Annotated in this window: 23 protein-coding genes and 1 other RNA gene; 13 read left to right on the top strand and 11 right to left on the bottom strand. The window is 72.2% G+C overall.

The window, feature by feature from the left end; translation table 11 throughout:
* Positions 1-58: 58 nt before the first annotated feature.
* Positions 59-155: signal recognition particle sRNA small type (gene ffs, locus V8J36_RS02170), an RNA gene on the top strand.
* 93 nt (positions 156-248) lie between these two features.
* On the opposite strand, the gene V8J36_RS02175 is transcribed toward ffs, so the two are convergent.
* A complete protein-coding gene (locus V8J36_RS02175; protein WP_336465606.1) occupies positions 249-836 on the bottom strand; it encodes a VPLPA-CTERM sorting domain-containing protein in 588 nt (195 codons plus the stop codon).
* A 205-nt stretch (positions 837-1,041) separates the two neighbouring features.
* On the bottom strand, positions 1,042-1,296 hold the full coding sequence (locus V8J36_RS02180) for a hypothetical protein (RefSeq protein ID WP_336465607.1): 255 nt from the start codon (positions 1,294-1,296) through the stop codon (positions 1,042-1,044).
* Between the two features lie 255 nt (positions 1,297-1,551).
* Between V8J36_RS02180 and V8J36_RS02185 the strand changes: the two genes are divergently transcribed.
* The 6 genes from V8J36_RS02185 (at position 1,552) to recR (ending at position 8,563) form a co-directional block, all read left to right on the top strand.
* Positions 1,552-2,757 carry an efflux RND transporter periplasmic adaptor subunit gene (locus V8J36_RS02185; RefSeq protein WP_336465608.1) on the top strand — a complete coding sequence of 402 codons (1,206 nt, stop codon included), beginning with the start codon at positions 1,552-1,554 and terminating at the stop codon, positions 2,755-2,757.
* Between the two features lie 3 nt (positions 2,758-2,760).
* A complete protein-coding gene (locus V8J36_RS02190; RefSeq protein ID WP_336465609.1) occupies positions 2,761-4,821 on the top strand; it encodes a MacB family efflux pump subunit in 2,061 nt (686 codons plus the stop codon).
* A 470-nt stretch (positions 4,822-5,291) separates the two neighbouring features.
* Positions 5,292-5,720 (top strand): YqaA family protein, encoded by a 429-nt coding sequence (locus V8J36_RS02195; protein WP_336465610.1) that lies wholly within the window; start codon positions 5,292-5,294, stop codon positions 5,718-5,720.
* Positions 5,721-5,785: 65 nt separating this feature from the next.
* On the top strand, positions 5,786-7,591 hold the full coding sequence (locus V8J36_RS02200) for a DNA polymerase III subunit gamma/tau (protein ID WP_336465611.1): 1,806 nt from the start codon (positions 5,786-5,788) through the stop codon (positions 7,589-7,591).
* 10 nt (positions 7,592-7,601) lie between these two features.
* Positions 7,602-7,955 (top strand): YbaB/EbfC family nucleoid-associated protein, encoded by a 354-nt coding sequence (locus V8J36_RS02205; RefSeq protein WP_336465612.1) that lies wholly within the window; start codon positions 7,602-7,604, stop codon positions 7,953-7,955.
* Between the two features lie 8 nt (positions 7,956-7,963).
* On the top strand, positions 7,964-8,563 hold the full coding sequence (recR, locus tag V8J36_RS02210) for a recombination mediator RecR (protein WP_336465613.1): 600 nt from the start codon (positions 7,964-7,966) through the stop codon (positions 8,561-8,563).
* 211 nt (positions 8,564-8,774) lie between these two features.
* On the opposite strand, the gene V8J36_RS02215 is transcribed toward recR, so the two are convergent.
* Positions 8,775-9,542: a DUF1013 domain-containing protein gene (locus V8J36_RS02215; protein ID WP_336465614.1), complete on the bottom strand. Its 768-nt coding sequence runs from the start codon at positions 9,540-9,542 to the stop codon at positions 8,775-8,777.
* A 128-nt stretch (positions 9,543-9,670) separates the two neighbouring features.
* Between V8J36_RS02215 and V8J36_RS02220 the strand changes: the two genes are divergently transcribed.
* Positions 9,671-10,330 (top strand): ribonuclease T2, encoded by a 660-nt coding sequence (locus V8J36_RS02220; protein WP_336465615.1) that lies wholly within the window; start codon positions 9,671-9,673, stop codon positions 10,328-10,330.
* A gap of 321 nt (positions 10,331-10,651) precedes the next feature.
* On the opposite strand, the gene V8J36_RS02225 is transcribed toward V8J36_RS02220, so the two are convergent.
* The 3 genes from V8J36_RS02225 to V8J36_RS02235 are packed head-to-tail and all read right to left on the bottom strand — an operon-like array spanning position 10,652 to position 13,166.
* Positions 10,652-11,467, bottom strand: coding sequence for an aldo/keto reductase (locus tag V8J36_RS02225; protein ID WP_336465616.1), 816 nt, complete (start codon positions 11,465-11,467; stop codon positions 10,652-10,654).
* The gene (locus V8J36_RS02230; protein ID WP_336466171.1) at positions 11,464-12,447 is read right to left on the bottom strand and encodes an NAD(P)H-quinone oxidoreductase; all 984 of its coding nucleotides are present in this window, start codon (positions 12,445-12,447) and stop codon (positions 11,464-11,466) included. Before V8J36_RS02230 ends, V8J36_RS02225 begins: the two co-directional genes overlap by 4 nt.
* Positions 12,448-12,449: 2 nt before the next feature.
* The gene (locus V8J36_RS02235; protein WP_336465617.1) at positions 12,450-13,166 is read right to left on the bottom strand and encodes a COQ9 family protein; all 717 of its coding nucleotides are present in this window, start codon (positions 13,164-13,166) and stop codon (positions 12,450-12,452) included.
* A gap of 296 nt (positions 13,167-13,462) precedes the next feature.
* Here V8J36_RS02235 and rpsU point away from each other — a divergent pair, with 296 nt between their 5' ends.
* Both rpsU and V8J36_RS02245 read left to right on the top strand, forming a co-directional pair.
* Entirely contained in the window at positions 13,463-13,669 is a 207-nt protein-coding gene (gene rpsU / locus V8J36_RS02240; RefSeq protein WP_011748553.1) for a 30S ribosomal protein S21, read from the top strand.
* A 119-nt stretch (positions 13,670-13,788) separates the two neighbouring features.
* Positions 13,789-13,956: a hypothetical protein gene (locus V8J36_RS02245; protein ID WP_336465618.1), complete on the top strand. Its 168-nt coding sequence runs from the start codon at positions 13,789-13,791 to the stop codon at positions 13,954-13,956.
* 175 nt (positions 13,957-14,131) lie between these two features.
* Here V8J36_RS02245 and map read toward each other — a convergent pair whose 3' ends face one another.
* The gene (gene map / locus V8J36_RS02250) at positions 14,132-14,941 is read right to left on the bottom strand and encodes a type I methionyl aminopeptidase (RefSeq protein WP_336465619.1); all 810 of its coding nucleotides are present in this window, start codon (positions 14,939-14,941) and stop codon (positions 14,132-14,134) included.
* Positions 14,942-15,084: 143 nt separating this feature from the next.
* Here map and V8J36_RS02255 point away from each other — a divergent pair, with 143 nt between their 5' ends.
* The 3 genes from V8J36_RS02255 to V8J36_RS02265 are packed head-to-tail and all read left to right on the top strand — an operon-like array spanning position 15,085 to position 17,602.
* Positions 15,085-15,816, top strand: a complete 732-nt coding sequence (locus V8J36_RS02255) for a competence/damage-inducible protein A (RefSeq protein ID WP_336465620.1) — start codon at positions 15,085-15,087, stop codon at positions 15,814-15,816.
* Positions 15,813-16,535: a GNAT family N-acetyltransferase gene (locus V8J36_RS02260; protein ID WP_336465621.1), complete on the top strand. Its 723-nt coding sequence runs from the start codon at positions 15,813-15,815 to the stop codon at positions 16,533-16,535. Before V8J36_RS02255 ends, V8J36_RS02260 begins: the two co-directional genes overlap by 4 nt.
* Positions 16,532-17,602 carry an OmpA family protein gene (locus tag V8J36_RS02265; protein WP_336465622.1) on the top strand — a complete coding sequence of 357 codons (1,071 nt, stop codon included), beginning with the start codon at positions 16,532-16,534 and terminating at the stop codon, positions 17,600-17,602. Before V8J36_RS02260 ends, V8J36_RS02265 begins: the two co-directional genes overlap by 4 nt.
* A 51-nt stretch (positions 17,603-17,653) precedes the next feature.
* Here the strand turns inward: V8J36_RS02265 and V8J36_RS02270 are convergent, their stop codons facing one another.
* From V8J36_RS02270 to V8J36_RS02285, 4 genes are all read right to left on the bottom strand, one after another.
* Positions 17,654-18,559, bottom strand: a complete 906-nt coding sequence (locus tag V8J36_RS02270) for a LysR family transcriptional regulator (protein WP_336465623.1) — start codon at positions 18,557-18,559, stop codon at positions 17,654-17,656.
* Positions 18,560-18,830: 271 nt separating this feature from the next.
* Complete coding sequence (locus tag V8J36_RS02275) at positions 18,831-19,238, bottom strand: hypothetical protein (RefSeq protein ID WP_336465624.1); 408 nt, start codon at positions 19,236-19,238, stop codon at positions 18,831-18,833.
* Positions 19,239-19,249: 11 nt separating this feature from the next.
* Positions 19,250-20,032, bottom strand: coding sequence for a DUF6478 family protein (locus tag V8J36_RS02280; protein ID WP_336465625.1), 783 nt, complete (start codon positions 20,030-20,032; stop codon positions 19,250-19,252).
* A 112-nt stretch (positions 20,033-20,144) separates the two neighbouring features.
* The gene (locus V8J36_RS02285) at positions 20,145-20,789 is read right to left on the bottom strand and encodes a hypothetical protein (protein WP_336465626.1); all 645 of its coding nucleotides are present in this window, start codon (positions 20,787-20,789) and stop codon (positions 20,145-20,147) included.
* Between the last annotated feature and the right edge of the window lie 47 nt (positions 20,790-20,836).

Genomic DNA, 20,836 nt, shown 5'->3' on the forward strand with positions numbered 1-20,836 from the left:
GGGTCCGATCCGCACATGCGGGTTGCATGGGGGCACGGCGCGGCCTATATGCACCCCCGAGAGGTTGGCGCGGGCGAGCGCCTCGCCAACCCGGTCAGGTCCGGAAGGAAGCAGCCGTAACGAGCCCCGCTTGGGTCGTTGTCCAGCCTCTCACCTTTTCCCCCGGCACGAAACGCGACGAACCGCCCGCCGACGGCGGCCGCGGCAGGCCCCGCACGCGGCCGGCTTCCCGGCCGCGCGGTCCACGCTCAGCCTGCCCGCCTGCGCTTCAGGACAAGCGCGCCAAGGCCCCCGGCCAGCAGCAGCCCTGCCGCCGGCAGGGGCACCGGGGCCGGACCGGTGTCATAGGGGTAGTCGAAGGCCCAGACCGGCGTGCCCTCCTGCTGATAGCGCACGCGCACGCCGTCCCAGCCCATGACATAGCTGACATGGCCGTCCTCGACCCGGAACGACACACGGCTGTCGTAGGCCCCAAGCCAGTAGTCGGTGATCTCCAGATCCTCGTCGAAGGTGAGGTTGAAAAGAATCCCCTGCCCGTAATCGGGGCTGGCGATGTCACTCATCGAGAAGGGCGAGTCCGGGTCGGAGTTGCTCCAGCTGAAGCTCTGCCCCGCGGGCCAGAGCAGCTCGTCGTTCACCGTGAAGACGATGGCGGGCAGCGTGACGCTGCGCGGAACGTCGGTCGGCGCCCTGGGCGGGCCGTCGTCTCCGCTGTTCTCGCTCGGCCCCCAGCCGACATAGGGCAGCGTCATGCTGGGCAGGGTGTAGACAAGCGCGGCACTCGCGACGCCGGGCAGGCTCAGTCCAAGAGCGGCCGCGGCAAACAGGATCTTCATAAAACGCCTCCAGTATCCCTCGGGCCCAGAGTTGCCGCGGCGTCCGGCAAAGGAAAGCCGCCATCTGCAGGCGTGGCACTGTTTTTCGCCGGCGCGCGCGCGCGGGGCCGCGCGCCGTCTCGACGATCACCGCACCCCGGAACGGAAAACGGCCCGCCCTGTCCGGGGCGGGCCGTGGCGGTTCCGCGCCTCGGACGGGGGGCGCTCAGTTCGCGGGGGCGTAGGTGCTGCCCTGGATCGTGCCGACCACGCTGCCGTCCGGCGCCACCACGCGCAGCGTCTCGCCGGCCGGGGCGCTCATCGTCGACAGGTTGGTGCTGAGGCTCGAGGTTTCGCGGTCGCGGAACATCTCGGGCTTGGCCGGGCCCCAGTCGTTGCTGTCCTCGCCGCCGTCGGCGAAGGCGGCGCCACCGGCCGCGGCAACAAGGACGCCCGAAAGGATGAGGGTGTTCAGTTTCATGATTTCACTCCTGTTCTGGTCGGTCCGGGCCCCTGCCCGGCCGTCTGCCTCTTCGAGGTATGAAGCCCGGCTCCGGGCTCAACCCGGATGACGCAAGCGTTGCCTGCAGGCCCTGCGGCACCCACATGAACGAGAGTGAACCGTTCGGTTCGGACACAGCCGCGTGAGATGCGACGCCCGGCAGCCCGCGATGCGCCCCGCACCGACGGAGCGCGGCGCGGCGCGCGTATCACCGGCATGGACAAGGGATGGACCATGCCACGCAACGCCCGCCTCTTCGCCGCCCTCGCCGTGCTGTCGCTGCTGCTGGGCGGCCTCGCCTGGGGCACCATCGGCCGCTCGGCCGAAAGCGCGCCGCCGCCCACCGCGCGGGTCGCCCGCGCCGACCTGTCGACATCGGTGCTGGCCACCGGCGCGATCGAGGCCGCGCAACTCGTCTCGGTCGGCGCCCGCATCTCGGGGCAGATCGAGACGCTGGCGGTGGGTCTTGGCGACCGGGTGCAGGAGGGCGAGCTGATCGCCGAGATCGACTCGGCCGACCAGAAGAACGCCGTGCTGCAGGCCAAGGCCAACCTCGCCCAGATCGAGGCGCAGATCGCCGCGCAGGAGGCGACGATCCACGAGCAGGAGCTGCTCGTCGGCCGCCGCACCACGCTGAACGCGAAGAACCTGACCTCGTCCGAAGATCTTCAGTCGGCGCAGGCGGCGCTGGCCGTGGCGCAGGCCGACCGCGCCGCGCTGGTGGCAAGCCGCGCGCAGGCCGAGATCTCGGTCGCGACCGCGCAGACCGAGCTCGACCGCACCCGGATCACCGCGCCGATCACCGGGACCGTGGTCGCGGTGGTGAACAAGGCGGGCGCGACGGTGAACGCCAACACCTCGTCGCCGACGATCGTGAAGCTGGCGGCGCTGGACCGGATGGTGGTGAAGGCCGAGATCTCTGAGGCCGACATCGTCAACGTGAAACCCGGCCTGCCCGCGCGCTTCACCCTGTCGGGCGCGCCGGATCTGGCCTTCGACGCGACGCTGCGCGCGATCGAGCCCGCCCCGGCCGCCATCGCCGATGCCGACACGATCGAGACCGGGACGGCCATCTACTACAACGCGCTGCTCGACGTCGATAACCCCGAGGGCGTGCTGCGCATCGGCATGACCGCCGAGGTGACGATCGACCTCGCCTCGCAGCGCGGGGTGCTGAGCGTGCCGACCTCGGCGCTTGGCGCGACCGCGCCGGACGGACGGCGGACGGTGCAGGTCTGGAACGCCGAGCGCGGCACGACCGAGACGCGGCAGGTGCGGGTGGGGCTCGATACCGGGGTGCTGGCCGAGATCACCGAAGGGCTGGCGGAGGGCGAGCGGGTGGTGACCGCGGCCACCGCGACCGCGACGGGAACGGCTTCAGGCAACAAGTCAAGCAGCGGCAGCCGCCGGATGGGTGGCCCGCCGCCGATGGGGTTCTGAGCGATGGCGGACCCGCTGATCCGCCTGCGCGGGCTGACGCGCAGCTACGAGGCCGGCGAGCAGCGGATCACCGTGCTCGACCGCGTCGATCTGGACATCCGCGCCGGCGAGATGGTGGCGATCGTCGGCACCTCGGGCTCTGGCAAGTCGACGCTGATGAACCTGATCGGCTGCCTCGACCGGCCGAGCGCGGGCAGCTATCTTTACGCCGGGCAAGACGTCTCGGCGATGGACGAGGCCGCGCGGGCACGGCTGCGGCGCGCGCATTTCGGCTTCATCTTCCAGCGCTACCAGCTGCTCGCCGATCTCGACGCCACCGGCAATGTCGAGATCCCGGCGATCTACGCGGGGGCGGCCCCGGGGGCGCGGCGGGCGCGGGCCACGGCGCTGCTGGCGCGGCTGGGTCTGGGCGAGCGGGCGCATCACCGGCCCGGCGCGCTGTCGGGCGGGCAGCAGCAGCGGGTGTCGGTGGCGCGGGCGCTGATGAACGGCGGCGAGGTGATCCTGGCGGACGAGCCCACCGGCGCGCTCGACAGCCGGTCCGGGGCCGAGCTGATGGCGCTGCTGCACGAGCTGAACGCGCAGGGCCACACGATCATCATCGTCACCCATGACCCCGAGGTCGCGGCGCAGGCGACCCGTGTGGTCGAGATCCGCGACGGCCGGATCCTGTCGGACAGCGGAACCCCGGCGGGCGGCGCCGCGGGGGACCCAGGCGCCTTGGTGAAAGACCAGGCCGGGACCCGGCGGCAGGCGCCTTTGGCGGGGGCGGAAACGGGAGCAAACGCGGCAACGGCGGCAGAATCGGAGGCGGGGACCTTTGCGGCGGGGGCAGACGCGCCGGGCGAACGCGATGGCGCGCTGGTGCGCGCGGGGCGGCTGCGCGAGGCGCTGGCGATGGCGCTGCGCGCGCTGAACGCACACCGGCTGCGCAGCTTCCTGACCATGCTCGGGATCATCATCGGCATCGCCTCGGTGGTCTCGGTGGTGGCTCTGGGCCAAGGCAGCCAGCAGCGGGTGCTGGAAAACATCGCCTCGATCGGCACCAACACCATCACCATCCGCGCCGGCACCGGCTTCGGCGACCGGCGGGCCAGCGCGATCCGCACCCTGACCACCGCCGATGCCGAGGCACTGGCACGCGAGGATTTCGCGGCCTCGGTCTCGCCCGAGATCACCGCGTCGCAGACCGCCTCGCGCGGGCGGGTCTCGACCTCGGTCTCGCTGCGCGGGGTGGGGCCGGGCTATTTCGACGTCGGCGCCTACAAAACCGCCAGCGGCACGCTGTTCGGCACCGCGGCGATCGACCGGCGCGAGCAGGTGGCGGTGCTCGATGCCTCGGCGCTCGGGACCTTCTTCCCCGACGGCTCGGACCCGGTCGGCCAGACCGTGAAGATCGGCAAGGTGCCGCTGCGGGTCATCGGCACCGTCACCGCCGCGGGCGCGAGCTTCGGGCCGGACACGCCGAAGATCTTCACCCCCTGGACCACCGCCGCGCTGCGCGTCGCGGGCTCGACCACGCTCAGCTCGATCACCGTGCGCGTCGCCGACGACACCGACATGTCCGAGGCCGAGGCGCGGATCCAGGGCCTGATCCTCGCGCGTCACGGCACCCAGGACTTCTTCCTGCAGAACTCGGACACGATCCGCGAGACGATCACCTCGACCGCGGCGACGCTGACCTGGCTGGTGTCGGCGATCGCGGTGATCTCGCTCTTCGTGGGCGGGATCGGGGTGATGAACATCATGCTGGTCTCGGTCACCGAGCGCACGAAGGAGATCGGGGTGCGCGTGGCGGTCGGCGCCCGGCGCTCGGACATCGTGGCGCAGTTCCTGACCGAGGCGGTGATGGTCTGCCTGCTGGGCGGGCTGATCGGCATCGCGCTGGCCTTCGGCATCGGCCAGGGGGTCGAGCTGCTGCGCTCGGACATCCGGATGAGCTATTCGGCAGGGGCGGCGCTGGCGGCCTTCCTCAGCTCGACCCTGATCGGGATCACCTTCGGCTACCTGCCCGCCCGCCGCGCGGCGCGGCTCGACCCGGTGGTGGCCCTGACCCGCGAGTGAGCGTCGGCTGGCCGGGCCCCCGCCCGCTGCAGGCAGCGCTGCCGCCGATGCGGCGGGGCAGGCGGGCGGGCATGCAACGCTCGGCCGCGCAATCTTCCGGCGCAGCGCCGACGCCCCGTACCGGGCACCTGACCCCGCGCCAAGCCTCCGCGCGCCCGCGACACCGCGCTGGCCGCGGCTGGGGCAGGGTCTGCCGATGGCAGCGTCTGTCCGAGACCGACCACGAAGGGCAGGCCGAAACAGCCCAGCCCCCGCACGACCGCGGCGCATCGGCCACGCGGCTCCGGGCGCGCCCCTCGGCGTGCCACCGGCGCGCGGACGACCGTACCCTCGCGGAAACGTTGCCCACGCTGCGCGCTGCCCGGCAAGCGCGCGCGGCAGTCGCCTGAGAGATCGCCCGCGACCCGGTTCGGCTTGACAGCGGCCCGTCCACGGGGCGATGCGGCCCGCAGATCCCCGCCGGAGCCCCGATGCTGACCCTCGCCGGCCTCTTCGCCACCGCCTTCCTCGCCGCCACCCTGCTGCCCGCCCAGTCCGAGGCGCTTCTGGCCGCGCTGCTGGTCGCGGGCCACCAGCCCCCCGCGCTGCTGCTGGCCACCGCCACCGCCGGCAACGTGCTGGGCGCACTCGTCACCTGGGCGATCGGGCGTTTCCTCGCGGACCACGCCGGGGCGCGCTGGTTTCCGGCCTCGCCCGAACGGCTGGAAAAGGCCGCGGGCTGGTACCGGCGCTGGGGGCCCTTCAGCCTGCTGCTCAGCTGGGCACCGGCGATCGGTGATGCGCTGGTGCTGGCCTCGGGCCTGATGCGCGCGCCGCTCTGGCAGGTGGCGGTGCTGGTCACGCTGGCCAAGGCCGGGCGCTATCTGGTGCTGGCGGCGGCGGTCGCGGGGCTGGCCTGACGCCATCCGGTTTACGCCACCCGCCGGACACCCTAGATTGGGTCGGCATGACACCCGAGGCCCCGATGTCCGAACCGGAGACGACCCCCTCCGCCCCCTATCAGGTGCTGGCGCGCAAGTACCGCCCCGCGACCTTCGCCGACCTGATCGGCCAGGACGCGATGGTGCGCACGCTGAAGAACGCCTTCGCCGCCGACCGCATCGCGCAGGCCTTCGTGATGACCGGCATCCGCGGCACCGGCAAGACCACCACCGCCCGGATCATCGCCAAGGGCCTGAACTGCATCGGCCCCGACGGCAGCGGCGGCCCGACGACCGAGCCCTGCCTGCAGTGCGAACATTGCAAGGCCATCGCCGAGGGCCGCCATGTCGACGTGCTGGAAATGGACGCGGCCTCGCGCACAGGCGTCGGCGACATCCGCGAGATCATCGAGTCGGTGCACTACCGGGCGGCCTCGGCGCGCTACAAGGTCTACATCATCGACGAGGTCCACATGCTGTCGACCAGCGCGTTCAACGCGCTGCTGAAGACGCTCGAGGAACCGCCCGCCCATGTGAAGTTCATCTTCGCCACGACCGAGATCCGCAAGGTGCCGGTCACGGTGCTGTCGCGCTGCCAGCGCTTCGACCTGAAGCGGATCGAGCCCGAGGTGATGATCGCGCACCTCTCGAAGGTCGCGGGGCTCGAGGGCGCCCGCCTCGCCCCCGACGCGCTGGCGCTGATCGCCCGCGCGGCCGAAGGCTCGGTCCGCGATGCGATGTCGCTGATGGACCAGGCGATCGCGCATGGGGCGGGCGAGACCACCGCCGACCAGGTCCGCGCGATGCTGGGCCTTGCCGACCGCGGCCGGGTGCTCGACCTCTTCGACCTGATCATGAAGGGCGACGCGGCGGCGGCGCTGACCGAGCTGGCCGGCCAATATGCCGACGGCGCCGACCCGATGGCGGTGCTGCGCGACCTGGCCGAGGTCACGCACTGGATCTCGGTGGTGAAGATCACCCCCGACGCGGCCGATGACCCGACGGTGCCGCCGGACGAACGCGCCCGCGGCCAGACGATGGCGGCGGCGCTGGCGATGCCCTCGCTCAGCCGGATGTGGCAGATGCTGCTGAAGGCGCTGGAAGAGGTCTCGATCGCGCCGAACGCGATGATGGCGGCTGAGATGGCGATCATCCGCCTGACCCATGTCGCCGAGATGCCGGACCCGGAACGCCTGCTGCGCCGCCTGCAGGAGATGCCTGCGCCCGCTCCCGGCGCGATGGGCGGCGGTGCCCCCGGCGGCGGCGGTCCCGTGCATTCCGCCCCGCGCGCGCACGCACCGCAGGGACAGGCCCCTCAGGGACAGGGCGGCTGGCAATCGGCCCCCGGCGCCCGCACCCATGCCGTCGGCGGCGCTGGCGTGGCCACCGCGCTCGCCCGTGCGCCCGAGGTCGGCCTCGCCCGCTACGCGCGCTTCGACGACGTGGTCGAGCTGATCCGCGACCACCGCGACATGACGCTGCTGGTCGCGGTCGAGACCGGCGTGCGCCTTGTCCATTACGCGCCTGGCCGGATCGAGTTCGAACCCGCCCCCGACGCGCGCAAGGACCTCGCGGCGACGCTGGCCGCGCGACTGATGACCTGGACCGGCCAGCGCTGGGGCGTCTCGGTCGTGGGCTCGGGCGGCGCGGCGACCCTGGCCGAAACCCGCGCGGCGGCCGAGGCCGAGGCCCAGGCCGAAGCCGCACAGAACCCGGTGGTGGCCGCGATCCTTGCCGCCTTCCCCGGCGCGAAGATCAGCGTGACGCCCGCCGCGGCGCGCACGCAGGCCGCGGCCTCCGAGGCTCTGCCCGAGGTCGAGGATGAATGGGATCCTTTCGAGGACAACTGAGGAGATCACGATGTTCAAGGGTTTGGGTGGTTTGGGCGGTCTTGGCGACATGTCCAAGATGATGAAGGCCGCGCAGGAGATGCAGGCCAAGCTCGGCCAGATGCAGGAAGACCTGGCCCGCGTGCAGGTCACCGGCGTCTCGGGCGCGGGCCTCGTCAAGGCGACCGCCACCGCCAAGGGCGACCTCGTCGGGCTGGACATCGACCCCTCGATCTTCCGCCCCGAGGACAAGGAAGTGGTCGAGGACCTGATCCTCGCCGCGATCAAGGAGGCGCAGGCCAAGGCTGCCGAAACCTCGAAAGCCGAGATGGCGAAGATGACCGAGGCGCTCGGCCTGCCGCCCGACATCAAGCTGCCGTTCTGAGCGCCACCGTGGCCGGAGGCACGCGCGAGATCGAGGCGCTGATCGAGGCGATGGCGCGCCTGCCGGGGCTCGGCCCCCGGTCGGCGCGGCGCGCGGTGCTGCACCTGATGGGCAAGCGCGCCACGCTGATGGCGCCGATGGCCGAACTCATGGCCCATGTCGCGGCCAATGTCCGCGACTGCGCCCGCTGCGGCAACCTCGGCACCGGCGATCTCTGCGCGATCTGCGCAAGCCCCGCCCGCGCCACCGGCGAGATCTGCGTGGTCGAGGACGTGGCCGACCTCTGGGCGATGGAACGCGGCCAGGCCTTCCGCGGCCGCTACCACGTGCTCGGCGGCGTGCTCTCGGCACTCGACGCGATCGGCCCCGAGGAGCTGCGCATCCCGCTCCTGCTCGACCGCCTCCGCGACGAGGGCGTGACCGAGGTGATCCTCGCCCTCAACGCCACCGTCGACGGCCAGACCACGGCGCATTACATCGCCGAGGCGCTCGAGGAACGCGGCGTGCAGGTCACCAGCCTCGCGCAGGGCGTCCCGATCGGGGGCGAGCTCGACTATCTCGACGACGGCACGATCCAGGCCGCGCTGCGCGCCCGCAAGCGCGTCTGACCCGCCGCCCCCCCTTTCGGCTTGGTTCAACCACTCCGGGGGAGCGCGGCACGCGCGGGGCAGAGCCCCCTCTTCGCGCTTTCGCATTGGCCCAAATATCCCGGGGGAGTCCCGGCACGGGACGGGGGCAGCGCCCCCTCCCCCGCCCCCAGATGCGAAAACGCCCGCCGGTTTTCACCGACGGGCGCGCATCTCCGGACCGGACCGCCGATCAGCGGTGATCGTCGTCCTCGTCCTCGTCATCCTCGCCCTGCGGCAGGTTGAAGAAGCTGTCCGCATCCGAGAAGTCCTTGGCCGAAGGCTCTTCCTCGGGCTCGGGCTCGGGCTTCGACAGGGTGAAGGTCTCGAGCCCGGCGATCGACGAGGGCATCCGCGGCTCGGACGACATCGACAGCGACTGCTCGGTCGACACCAGCTTGCGCCGTTCGTCGTCGGTCATCACCGCGCCGTCGGCGGCGCGCTTCTTCGCGGCCTTCTGCACGGCCGCGTCCAGTTCCGACTGGCGGCAGAGCCCCAGCGCGACCGGGTCGATCGGCTGCATGTTGGCGATGTTCCAGTGCGTCCGCTCGCGGATCGAGGCGATGGTCGGCTTCGTGGTGCCCACCAGCTTGGCGATCTGCGCATCCGCCAGCTCGGGGTGGAACTTCACCAGCCACAGGATCGCGTTCGGCCGGTCCTGACGCTTCGACAGCGGGGTGTAGCGCGGACCGCGGCGCTTTTCCTCGCCCGAGGCGTTCGGGTTGTGCTTCAGCTTCAGCTTGTAGAAGGGGTCCTTCTGGCCCTTCTCGATCTCTTTCGGGTCCAGCTGGTTGTGCGAGAGCGGATCGAATCCCTTCACGCCGGTCGCCACGTCCCCGTCGGCGATGCCCTGCACCTCAAGCTCGTGCATCCCGCAGAATTCCGCGATCTGCTTGAAGCTCAGCGTGGTGTTGTCGACCAGCCAGACCGCGGTCGCCTTGGCCATCAAGGGTTTGGACATCGGATCGCTCCTTTACAAATCTCTCCCGGGCCGGGAAAACGGCTGCGGTCCTGTCCGGCCCGCCTTTCCACGTTTTCGGGGAAGTCATCGGGTCATATAGTGCGAAGCCGTGATCGAGGGAAGAGGAAATGCGCCGCCCCATCCCAGCCCGCCTCGGCCCCGCCCTCGCGCTTCTCGCCGCCCTCGCCGCGCCCCCCGCCCACGCCGAGGGCGAGCGCGCCGGCGCCTTCGACTACTACCTGCTCTCGCTCAGCTGGTCGCCCAGCTTCTGCGCGCTCGAGGGCCGCGCCCGGGACGAGGCCGAATGCCGCCCCGGCGCCGGCCGCGGCTTCCTGATGCACGGGCTCTGGCCGCAGTCCGAACGCGGCTGGCCCAGCTACTGCCGGACCGAGGCCCGCGACCCCGCGCGCGACGAGACCGCGCGGATGGCCGACGTGATGGGCTCGGGCGGGCTCGCCTGGTACCAGTGGAAGAAGCACGGCCGCTGCTCGGGCCTGTCGGCGCGCGACTATTTCGCGACGGCGCGCGCGGCGCTCGCCCGCGTGGCCCTGCCGCCGGTCTTCGCGAAGCTGCCGCGCGACGTGACCCTGCCCGCCTCGGTCGTCGAGGATGCCTTCGTCGAGGCAAATCCCGACCTGCCCCGCGACGCGGTCACCGTGACCTGCGATGCGGGCCTGATCCGCGAGGTGCGGATCTGCCTGACCCGCGACCTGCGGTTCCGCCGCTGCGGCGCCGACACGATCCGCGACTGCCGCATGCCCGACGCGCAGATGCCCGCCCCGAAGTGACCGCCCCGACAGGACGACGCCGACCCGGCCGCCCGGCCCGGTGACCCTGCGCAGAGGGCTCCGGCCAGCCGACTCCGGGCTCATATCGCCCAAGTAACTTGAACGGGCCAAGGGGACGGGGCGGCCGAGGAGGCAAGGCCAGCGCAAGCTCCGCACGGCGCAGGCCGGTCGATGAACCACCCCACCCTGCCTTGCTCCGGCACGGCGCTCGAACGCCACGCCCGCCCGCACCCGGACGCAAGGCGCGCCCTCCTCGGGCCTGCCCCTCGACATCAGCGGTGCCGGCCAGTCCGCCGGCCAGTCCGCCCGCCCGTTCGCCAATCAGTCCCAGGCGGGCGCGAAATCGACCCTGGTGTAGCGCTCCGCACGCTCCAGCCCGCGGATCCGCGCGATCTCGTCTCCGGACAGCGCCAGGCGCAGCGCGCCGAAGTTCTCGACGACCCGCTCGGGCTTCGACGACGAGGGAATCACCGCATGCCCCTCGGCCATCAGGAAGGCCAGCGCCACCTGCGCCGGCGTCGCGCCCTGCGCCGCGGCGATCTCGGCCAGCACCGGATCCTGCGCCACCGCCCCGCGTGCCAGCGGCAGATAGGCGGTCAGCGCGATCCCCGCCGCGGCCGAGGCCGCCGCCACCGCGCGGTTCTGCAGGAAGGGATGCACCTCGACCTGATGCGCCGCGAAGGGCCGCCCGCCCGCCGCCGCCACCGCCTGCCCCAGCAGCGCGACGGTGTGGTTCGACAGGCCGACATGCCGCGTCAGCCCCTCGTCCTGCAGCGCCAGCAGCGTCTCGACATAGCTCTCGACCGCAACCGCGCCGCTCGGCGAGGGCCAGTGGATCAGGTAGAGGTCCAGCCGGTCCAGCCCCAGCCGGTCGAGCGAGCCGCGGATCGCGTCGCGCATCGCCCCCGGTGCGAGATGGTCCCACCAGACCTTCGAGGTGACGAAGACCTCGTCCCGCGGCAGCCCGGACCCGGCGATGCCGCGCCCGACCTCGGCCTCGTTGCCATAGCGCTCGGCGGTGTCGATGGCGCGATAGCCCGCGCCCAGCGCCGCCTGCACGCAGTCGACCGCCGCATCGCCATTGCGCTGCCAGGTGCCGAAGCCCATCTGCGGCACCACGCCCCGATATACGCTCATGCCTCCACCCTCAGCACGATCTTCCCGATATGGCCCGAGCCCTCCATGCGGGCATGGGCCGCCGCGGCCTCCTCCAGCGCGAAGTCGCTGTCCATCACCGGCGCGATCCGGCCCGCTTCCAGCAGCGGCCAGACCTTCTCGCGCAACTCCGCCGCGATCCGCGCCTTGGCCAGCACCGATTGCGGCCTGAGGGTCGAGCCGGTGACGCTCAGCCGCCGCGCCATGATCTGCGCGAAGTTCAGCTCGGCGACCGGCGCCTCGAGGAAGGCGATCATCACCAGACGCCCGTCATCGGCCAAGGCCTTGATGTTGCGCGGGATGTAGCTGCCGCCGACCATGTCGAGGATCAGGTCCGCCCCGCCCTCGGCCTTCAGCACCTTCACGAAATCCGCCTCGCGGTAGTTGATCGCCGTGGCGCCCAGCCGCGCGCAGGCCGCGCATTTCTCGTCCGACCCGGCGGTCGCGAAGACCCGCGCGCCGAAGGCCTGCGCCAGTTGTATCGCCGTGGTGCCGATCCCGGACGAGCCGCCATGGACAAGGAACCGCTCGCCCGCCGTCAGCCGACCGCGGGTGAAGACGTTCGACCAGACGGTGAAGAAGGTCTCGGGCAGGCAGGCCGCCTCGCGCAGGCCCAGGCCCGCGGGCACCGGCAGCACATGGGCGGCCGGCGTCACGACATATTCGGCATAGCCGCCGCCCGGCAGCAGCGCGCAGACCGGCGCGCCGACCGACAGCTCGCCGACGCCCGGCCCCAGCGCCGCGACATGGCCCGAGGCCTCGAGCCCCGGCAGGTCCGAAGCCCCCGGCGGCGGCGCATAGCTCCCCGCCCGCTGCAGCGCGTCTGGCCGGTTCACTCCGGCCCAGGCGACGCGGATCAGCACCTCGCCCGCGCCCGGAACCGGTAGCGGACGCTCGCAAGTCTTCAGAACCTCGGGGCCGCCGGGGGCCGAGATCTCGACGGCGCGCATGGTCGCGGGCAGGCTCATCGCGCCGCCCCGCCGGCCGGCTGGTCGCCCGCCCCCTGCCCCGCAGTCGCGGAAGCCGAGGCCGGCGCCCGCACCCGGCCCGCCAGCCAGATCGGCCCGGCCAGCAGCGCGCTCAGCACCTTGCTGTCGCGGACCTTCGCCTTGGCCCCCTCGATCCCCATCACGTCGCCGATCCGCCGGTCGAGGAAGGCCCGCGTCGCCGCCCCGTCCTCGCTCTCGTCGCCCAGCCAGTACAGCACCGTGGCGCCATAGACCGCCGACAGCGTCGCCCGCTTCGAATACCAGTTGATGTCGTCCGAGCGGTCGCCGAGCGCGGTCCAGATCGCATCCGCCGTCTCCCAGACCAGCTTCGCGCCGGTCGCGGCATGCTGCGGCAGGGCGAACAGCGCCGAGCCGCGGCGCACCAGCTCGCGGTCGGCGCCCGCCAGCCTCAGCTCGACCGCCCGCGCGATGCGGTCGCGGAAGCGGAGCGCCCCAAGGTCCTCGGCCGCGAGCGCCGCGACCATCGCCGCATCGCCGCGCCGGTGATAGGCGACGGCCAGATCGACCGCGCCGCGCGGGCACAGCACCCGCGCCAGCGCGAGGTCGATGCCCGCGTCCTGCGCGGCGGCGCGGAAGGCGGTCTCGGACCAGCCGTCGAAGGGCACATGCGACAGGATCGCCTCCAGCAGGCGGGCGCTGTCGGCGCCCCGGGCCGGATCGGGATGGCTCATGGTCGAACTCCTTTCGGGCGGCGCCGCATCGGGTCGGGCAGCGCCGCATCGGGCAGATCCGCGGCAGGGCCGCGCGCGGGCAGATCCGCGGCGGATCCGCGGCAGACCGGCATCGGACCGGACCCTGCCCCATACCGCCACCGCGCGCGCCGGGATGCAAGCCCGGGAGCAGCCCCCAAGGCACCAGCGGAACCGCCCGCGACGGCAACACCGGACTCGACAGGCCCGGGCCAAGCTGCTAAGGGGCGGCTTCCTGCACTTATGCAACTCTTACTTAGAAAGGTGGTGAAAACCACATGCAGGTCAGCGTTCGCGACAACAACGTCGAACAGGCGCTTCGCGCCCTGAAGAAAAAACTTCAGCGCGAGGGTGTGTTCCGCGAAATGAAGCTCAAGCAGCATTTCGAGAAACCGTCCGTGAAGAAAGCCCGCGAGAAGGCCGAGGCCGTCCGCCGCGCCCGTAAACTGGCGCGCAAGAAGGCCCAGCGCGAAGGCGCGCTCTGAAGCGCATCTTCGATCCCTCCGGGGTCTGTTACGCTGGCGGGGGGGCCCCCGCGAAACGATCAACCCCCGGGGCGCAAGCCTGCGGGGGTTTTTCGATGGCACCAATGAGGATCTGAGCGATGGACTACAAGAAATCCGGCGGCGCCCCGGCCGACAAGAACACGCCCAAGCATTCCGAGCACAATGCCAAGGGGGCCGCGAAGAACCCCTTCGGCGCGCGCGAGGACAAGTCGGCGCTGCTCGCCCGCATGAAGGCCGCGGCCGAGAGGAACCGCAAGAAGGACTGACACCCGCCGAACGGCCCCGGGCCCCTTTCGGCTTGGCCGAAGTACTCCGGGGGCGCGCGCAAGCGCGGGGGCGGAGCCCCCTCTTGCGGCTTTCGCACTGGCCCAAATATCCCGGGGGAGTCCCGGCACGGGACGGGGGCAGCGCCCCCTCCCCGCCCGGGATCCCGCGCGGCCCTCAGCCCCAGGTCGGGTGGAACCGCCCCGTCGGGCTCAGCGTGAAGATCTCGACCCCGTCGCCGGTCACCCCCACCGAATGCTCGAACTGCGCCGACAGCGACTTGTCGCGGGTCACCGCCGTCCAGTCGTCGGCCAGCACCTTGGTCTCGGGCCGGCCGAGGTTCACCATCGGCTCGATGGTGAAGATCATGCCCTCTTCCAGCACCGCGCCAGAGCCCTTGCGCCCGTAGTGCAGCACGTTCGGCGGCGCGTGGAACACCTTTCCCACGCCATGGCCGCAGAAGTCGCGCACCACGCTCATCCGCTGCGCCTCGACATAGGTCTGGATCGCATGGCCGATGTCGCCGAAGGTGTTGCCGGGCCGCACCTGCTCGATCCCCAGCATCAGCGCGTCATGGGTGACCTGCAGCAGCCGCTCGGACTTCCGGCTCAGCGCGCCCGCGACATACATCCGGCTCGTGTCGCCGAACCAGCCGTCCAGGATCACCGTCACGTCGATGTTCAGGATGTCGCCGTCCTTCAGCACCTTCGGCCCCGGGATCCCGTGGCAGACCACGTGGTTCACGCTGATGCACGAGGCATGCTGATAACCGCGATAGCCGATCGTGGCCGAGGTCGCGCCCAGTTCGGCCACCCGCGCCTCGATGAACTCGTCCAGGCTCGCCGTCGTCACCCCGGGCTGCACCAGCGGCGCCACCTCGTCGAGGATCCGCGCCGCGATCGCCCCCGCGGCCGCCATCCCGGCGAAATCGCCGCGCTCGTAAATCCTGATGCCGTCCTTGGTCAGACGCCCGCTCGGATCGTCCACTGGTCCGCCCCGCTGTTCCTGAAACTGCCGCCCTAGATAGGCCCATTCCGCCGCGTTGGCCAGAGCCCGGCCCTGCCCGGCCTTTCCCGGCCCCGCTGCCGGTCCTATACCTTGGCGCAGGACCGCAGCCAGGAGCCCCGCCGATGCCCAATCCCACCGCCGCCATCCTCGTCATCGGCGACGAGATCCTTTCGGGCCGCACGCGCGAAGGCAATGCCCATTACCTCGCCGCAGAGCTGTCGCGGATCGGCGTCGACCTGCGCGAGGTGCGCATCGTTCCCGACGACCACGCCACGATCGTGGCCGCGGTGCGGGCGCTGTCGGACCTCGCGGACCATGTCTTCACCTCGGGCGGGATCGGCCCGACCCATGACGACATCACCGCCGACGCGGTCGGCGCGGCCTTCGGTGCCGGCGTCGGCGTGCGCGAGGATGCCCGCGCGCTGCTGGCCGCGCATTACAAGACCCGCGGGGTCGAGCTGAACGAGGCGCGGCTGCGCATGGCCCGCATCCCCGAGGGCGCGACCCTGATCGACAACCCGGTCTCGATCGCGCCGGGCTTCACGCTCGGCAATGTCCATGTGATGGCCGGCGTTCCCGCGGTCTTCCAGGCGATGGTCGCCTCGGTGCTGCCGCTGATCACCGGCGGGCGGCCGCTCCTGTCGCAGACCCTGCGCGTCCTGCGCCCCGAGGGCGAGGTGGCCGAGCCGCTGGGCCGGATCGCGGCCGAACATCCCGGCGTGACCATGGGCTCCTACCCGTTCCAGTCGAACGGCGCCTATGGCACCAACCTCGTGGTGCGCGGCCCCGAGGCGGCCGAGGTCAGCGCCGCGATGACCGCGCTGGCCGCGGCCTTCCCCGAGACCACGGCATGAGCAGCGACCCGATCCTCGCCGCGCTCGAGGCAAGCTGGCCGCCCGCGGCGACCGAGCATCGCGGCCCCCTCACCCTGCGCCGCGGCGCGGGCGGCGGCCAGCGGGTCAGCGCCACGACCGTGGCGCCGGGCTGGACGCCCGCCGATCTCGACGCGGCCGAGGACTGGATGCGCGCCGAGGGGCAGTCGCTGCTGTTCCGGGTCCTGCCGGGCGATTCCGCGCTCGACGCGGCGCTGGCCGCGCGCGGCTATGTGATCAACGACCCGGTCGTCACCTTCACCGCCCCGGTCGAGCGCCTGATGCGCGAGCTGCCGCGCCTGCGCTGCTTCGCGATCTGGCCGCCGCTCGAGGTGCAGCGCGAGATCTGGGCCGCCGACGGGCTGGGCCCCGCGCGGGTCGCGGTGATGGAGCGGGCGGCGGACCCGAAGACCGCGATCCTCGGGCGGGACGACGACCGCCCGGCCGGGGCGGCCTATGTCGGCGCGCTGGGGCAGGTCGCGGCGCTGCACGCGCTGCATGTGCTGCCCGCGCACCGCCGCCGCGGCCTCGCGCGCGACATCCTGTCGGAGTCGGCGCGCTGGGCGGCCTCGGTCGGCTGCACGCATCTGACGCTGCTGGTCACCGCCGGCAACCTCGGGGCCCAGGCCGCCTATCACGCGGCCGGGATGGAACAGAGCCCCGGCTACCACTACCGCCTGAAGCCGGCGGAGGGCGCATGAGCGCCGCGGGCCTTCGCGCGGCGGCGCTCGGCCTCGGGCTGCTGGCGGCGGTCCCGGCGGCCGCCCAGACCGCCCCCACCCAACCTGCTGCGGCGCAACCCATTGCGACCGAGGTCCCCGCGGCCAGCGCCCCCTCGGCCCCCGACCTGCCGTTCCGCCTGCCCCCGGGCACCGAGCAGCGCGCCACCGACACGCAGGATTTCGGCAGCCTGCGCCTGCCCGCCGGCGCCTGGGACGGCAGCACCGTCCCCGCGATCGTGGCCGAGGGCCGCGTCACCCAGACCGCCTGGCAGGTCCCCGACATCACCGACGGCACGCTGGCGCTGCTGGCGCCGCTGCGCGACCAGATCCGCGACGCGGGCTTCGCCGAGGTCTTCGCCTGCGACACCGACGGCTGCGGCGGCTTCGACTTCCGCTATGCCTCGCCGCTGCTGGCCGAACCCGGCATGCATGTCGACCTTGGCGACTACCGCTACCTGCTGGCCCGCCGCAAGGAGGGCGGCGGCGACGCCTGGATCGCGCTCTGGGTCAGCCGCAGCCCGAACCACGGCTTCGTGCAGGCCAGCCTCGTGACCCCCGCCACGGCCCCGCCCGCGCCCGCCGCCGGCGCCGCCGCCCCGCTGCCCGGCGCCCCCGTGCTGGACGGCATCGCGGTCGGAACCCCCGCGCCGGCCGCCACCGGCGACGCCACCGCCATCGGCAGCGCCCTGGCCGAGAACGGCAGCCTCGTGCTGGCCGACCTCGAGTTCGCGACCGGCTCGGCCGATCTCGCGGACGAACCCTTCGCCTCGCTTTCGGGGCTGGCGGACTGGCTGAAGGGCGACCCGGCGCGGCGGGTGACGCTGGTCGGGCACAGCGACACCGAGGGCTCGGCCGAGGCGAACCGCGCCCTCTCGGCACAGCGCGCGCAAAGCGTGATGGCGCGGCTGACCGGGCCGCTGGGCGTGCCGGCCGGGCAGCTGGCGGCCGAGGGCGTGGGCTATCTCTCGCCGCTGACCAGCAACCTCACCCCCGAGGGGCGCGCAAGAAACCGGCGGGTCGAGGTGGTGCTGACCTCGACCCGCTGAAACGGCCTGATTGTCGGAAGTCTGTCGGGGGGGCCGATCAGCCCGCCCGGCTCACCACTTGTCGGGCCCCTTGTCCGCGAACTGCGTGGCGAGGAAGTCGATGAAGGCGCGCACCTTCGGCTGGGTGAAACGGCCCGGCGGGTAGACGGCATAGATGCCCAGCGTCTCCTGCGGCAGCTCGGGGATCGCGTCCTCGACCAGCCCCTTGCGCATCGCGTCGGCGTAGAGGAACGACGGCAGATAGGCGATGCCCAGCCCCGAGATCGCGGCGTTCAGCAGCGACTGCCCGTCGTTCACCGTCAGCCAGCCCGCCGTGCGCACCTGCCGCTTCTCGCCCGAGGGCGCGGTGATCCGCCAGACGCTGGCCGAAGACTGGTTCGAATAGTGCAGAAGCTTGTGCTCGTTCAGGTCGTCGATCTTGGTCGGACGGCCGAACTTCTTGAAATACTCGGGCGAGCCGATCATCCGCCGCGTGGTCTCGGTCAGCTTGCGGGCCCGCAGCGTCGAGTCCTCGAGGTCGCCGACCCGGATCGCCATGTCGAACCCTTCGGAGATCAGTTCGACGTAGCGGTTGTTCAGCACCATGTTCACGGTGATCTCGGGGAAGGCGCCCAGGAAATCCCCCAGCACCGGCGACAGCAGGTTGACCCCGAAATCCGTCGCGACCGAGATCCTCAGCAGGCCCGAGGGCGCGGACTGCATCGAGGTCACCAGCGCGTCGGCCTCGCCGGCATCGTTCAGCACCCGCCGGGCGCGGTCGTAATAGGCCAGTCCGATCTCGGTCGGGCTGACGCGTCGGGTGGTGCGGTTCAGAAGGCGTGCGCCAAGGCGGGCCTCCAGCGCAGAAACGTGCTTGGAAACCGCTGACTTGGAAATACCCATCTTCTTCGCCGCGTCGGTGAAGCCGCCCTGGTCAACGACCGTGGCAAAGGCCTCCATCTCCGTCAGTCGGTCCATTGTGCACCTCGAAAAGACACTTCATCTCTGGCCACCGGTATCGATGCCAATTCGGGCAGGATTGGGGAGGCGAGGCGACAAATCGGGGGTTTCAACCGCGGTTGGTTCCCATCGCGGAAACACCCGCCGGTCAGGGTGCAGACCGGTTCCCGTCCTCGGCCCCCACCATGGCATGCATCGGCGGGCAGACCGGGATGCACTGGCAGAGTTGGGCACGGTTATTCAATATCACCACGGATTTCTGCGCTGCGCACGCGAAATTGCGGCGATCTCAGGCCGCGGGCCCGACCGTCGCCGCAGGCCCTTCGGCACCGGCCGCGACATGCTGGCGGAACGCGCGCTTCAGCAGGTCCAACTCGGCCCGCAGCAGGTCGATCTCGGCCCGCAGGTCCTCGTCCAGCGGCTGGCCGGTGACGATGGTGAATCGCGCCAGCGCCTCGGGCGCGCCGCGCAGGCGCACCAGCACGGTCTGCACGCCATCGCTCAGGATCTGCGGGGGAATCGGCACCGCGACCCGCCAGCGGCCGGCGGCGGCGTCCAGCATCTCGGATTCGACGCCGGGCAGCGCCACACCCTCGTGCAGCGCCTCGGGCGGTTCGGCCAGCGGCACGTCGGTGACCAACTCGGCCTCCCAGCGGCCGAAGCGGATGCGGGCATCGGTGATGCGGATCTCGGGCATGGCTTCGGCCCTCACAGGTCCGATCGCGGACGGCGACCCAGGGTCAGGTCGCGGAACACGATCTCGTTGCAGGCGGGCCCGTCCACGATCAGGTCGAGCCAGGCGCGGTCGACGCGCTTTTCGTTCATCTTGGTATAGGCTAGGTCGAACTCGGCCGCGACCGGCCCGGTCCCCTTGCCCGGTCCGGCGGGCAGGCCGCGCACGATCTGCTCGGTATTGGGGCCGTGGCGGACGTTGAGCCGGGCATAGATCTCGACCGGGCGCTCGGCCTCGATCACCCCGGCCAGCCGCACGACATGGCGCAGCCGCAGCCCCTGCACCGCGGCCTCGGGCAGGTCGAGCACGAGGCTCAGGAAACTGCCGCCGAAGCGCAGCACGTCCAGCCGCAGCCCGTAGGGCGCGACGTGCTCGGCCCGGGTGTTGCGGGTCTGGCGCAGGCTGATCTCGCCCAGCGGGCAATCGTGGAACACCGTCAGCTCGGCGCCGAAATTCGCCCGCGCCGCGGCCGGGGCCAGCCCGTGCGGGCGCAAAGGCCCGCTCCAGATCTCGGGGCGCCAGGTCCAGTCGGTGCCCAGCGGCGCCTCGATCGGCGCGCCGGCCAGCGGCTGGGCCAGCCGCCCCTCGGCCACGTGCAGCACCCGGTCGAGATCGCGCGACAGCGCCCGCGCCCGGCCCCGCAGCCCGCGCAGCGCCTCGGGCGCCAGCCCCTCGGCCAGCCGCGCGGCCCGCGCCCAATAACGTTCGGCCCGCTTGCGCGCGGCGCGGTCGAGGAATCGGTCGGGAAGTTCTGCCATCGGGGTCCGGTCGTCCTTGCCGCCGGTCCGGCCGACGGGGCGGCCGGGGCGACGGTTCACGCAACAGTGTTCCCATGTCCCCCGGCCGAGGGAAAGGGTCAAAGCGCCGCGCTCATCCTGCCACGCGGGCATTAACGGCGACCATCCGGGCGACGAATTCCTCCAGCACCGCGCGCAGCTCGGCCGGGGTCAGCGTGCCGCCCTGCGGGGCCATCGCGCTCAGCGTCACCAGCCGGCCGCGCAGCAGCAGCACCGCCCGCCAGTATTGCGGCGCGACCCCGGCGCCCGGGCCGCTGTCCTCGACCGACAGCACCAGCGCGTCCCCCGCCCCGGGGCCCAGCCGCTCAGCCGCCAGCACCACCACGCTGGCCGCATCGCCGCTGCGCGACAGGGCCGCATGCCCCGCCTCGGTGCCGAAAAACGCCGCCAGTCGGTCCAGAAGCCCCTCTGCGGCGCCCCGGTCGCCGAAGGCCACCGCCGCGCTCAGGATCGCGGGGCCGGTCTCGGGCCGTGCCCGCCCGCCCCCCAGCGCCGCGCAGCTGCCCAGCACCACCACCGCGCCGCTGTCAGAGCCGCGCGCCCCGGCACGGTCGATGCAATAGCCCTTCGGCCCGGTGACGATCAGCGCCCGCCCGTCGACCGAAACGCGCAGCGGCGCATCCGCCCGCACCGGTCCGGCCCATGACGACGCCAGAACCAGAGCCACCATCGCCCCGGCCCCCAGCCTCCCCACCGCCGCCGCGACGCGCCCCCGCATGCCGATTTCCCTTCACGACCGCAGATCCCGGCCCGTCGATTGCTTTT

Origin of the sequence: Frigidibacter sp. MR17.14 (genome assembly GCF_037095735.1) — a bacterium.
Taxonomy (GTDB): Bacteria; Pseudomonadota; Alphaproteobacteria; order Rhodobacterales; family Rhodobacteraceae; genus Frigidibacter.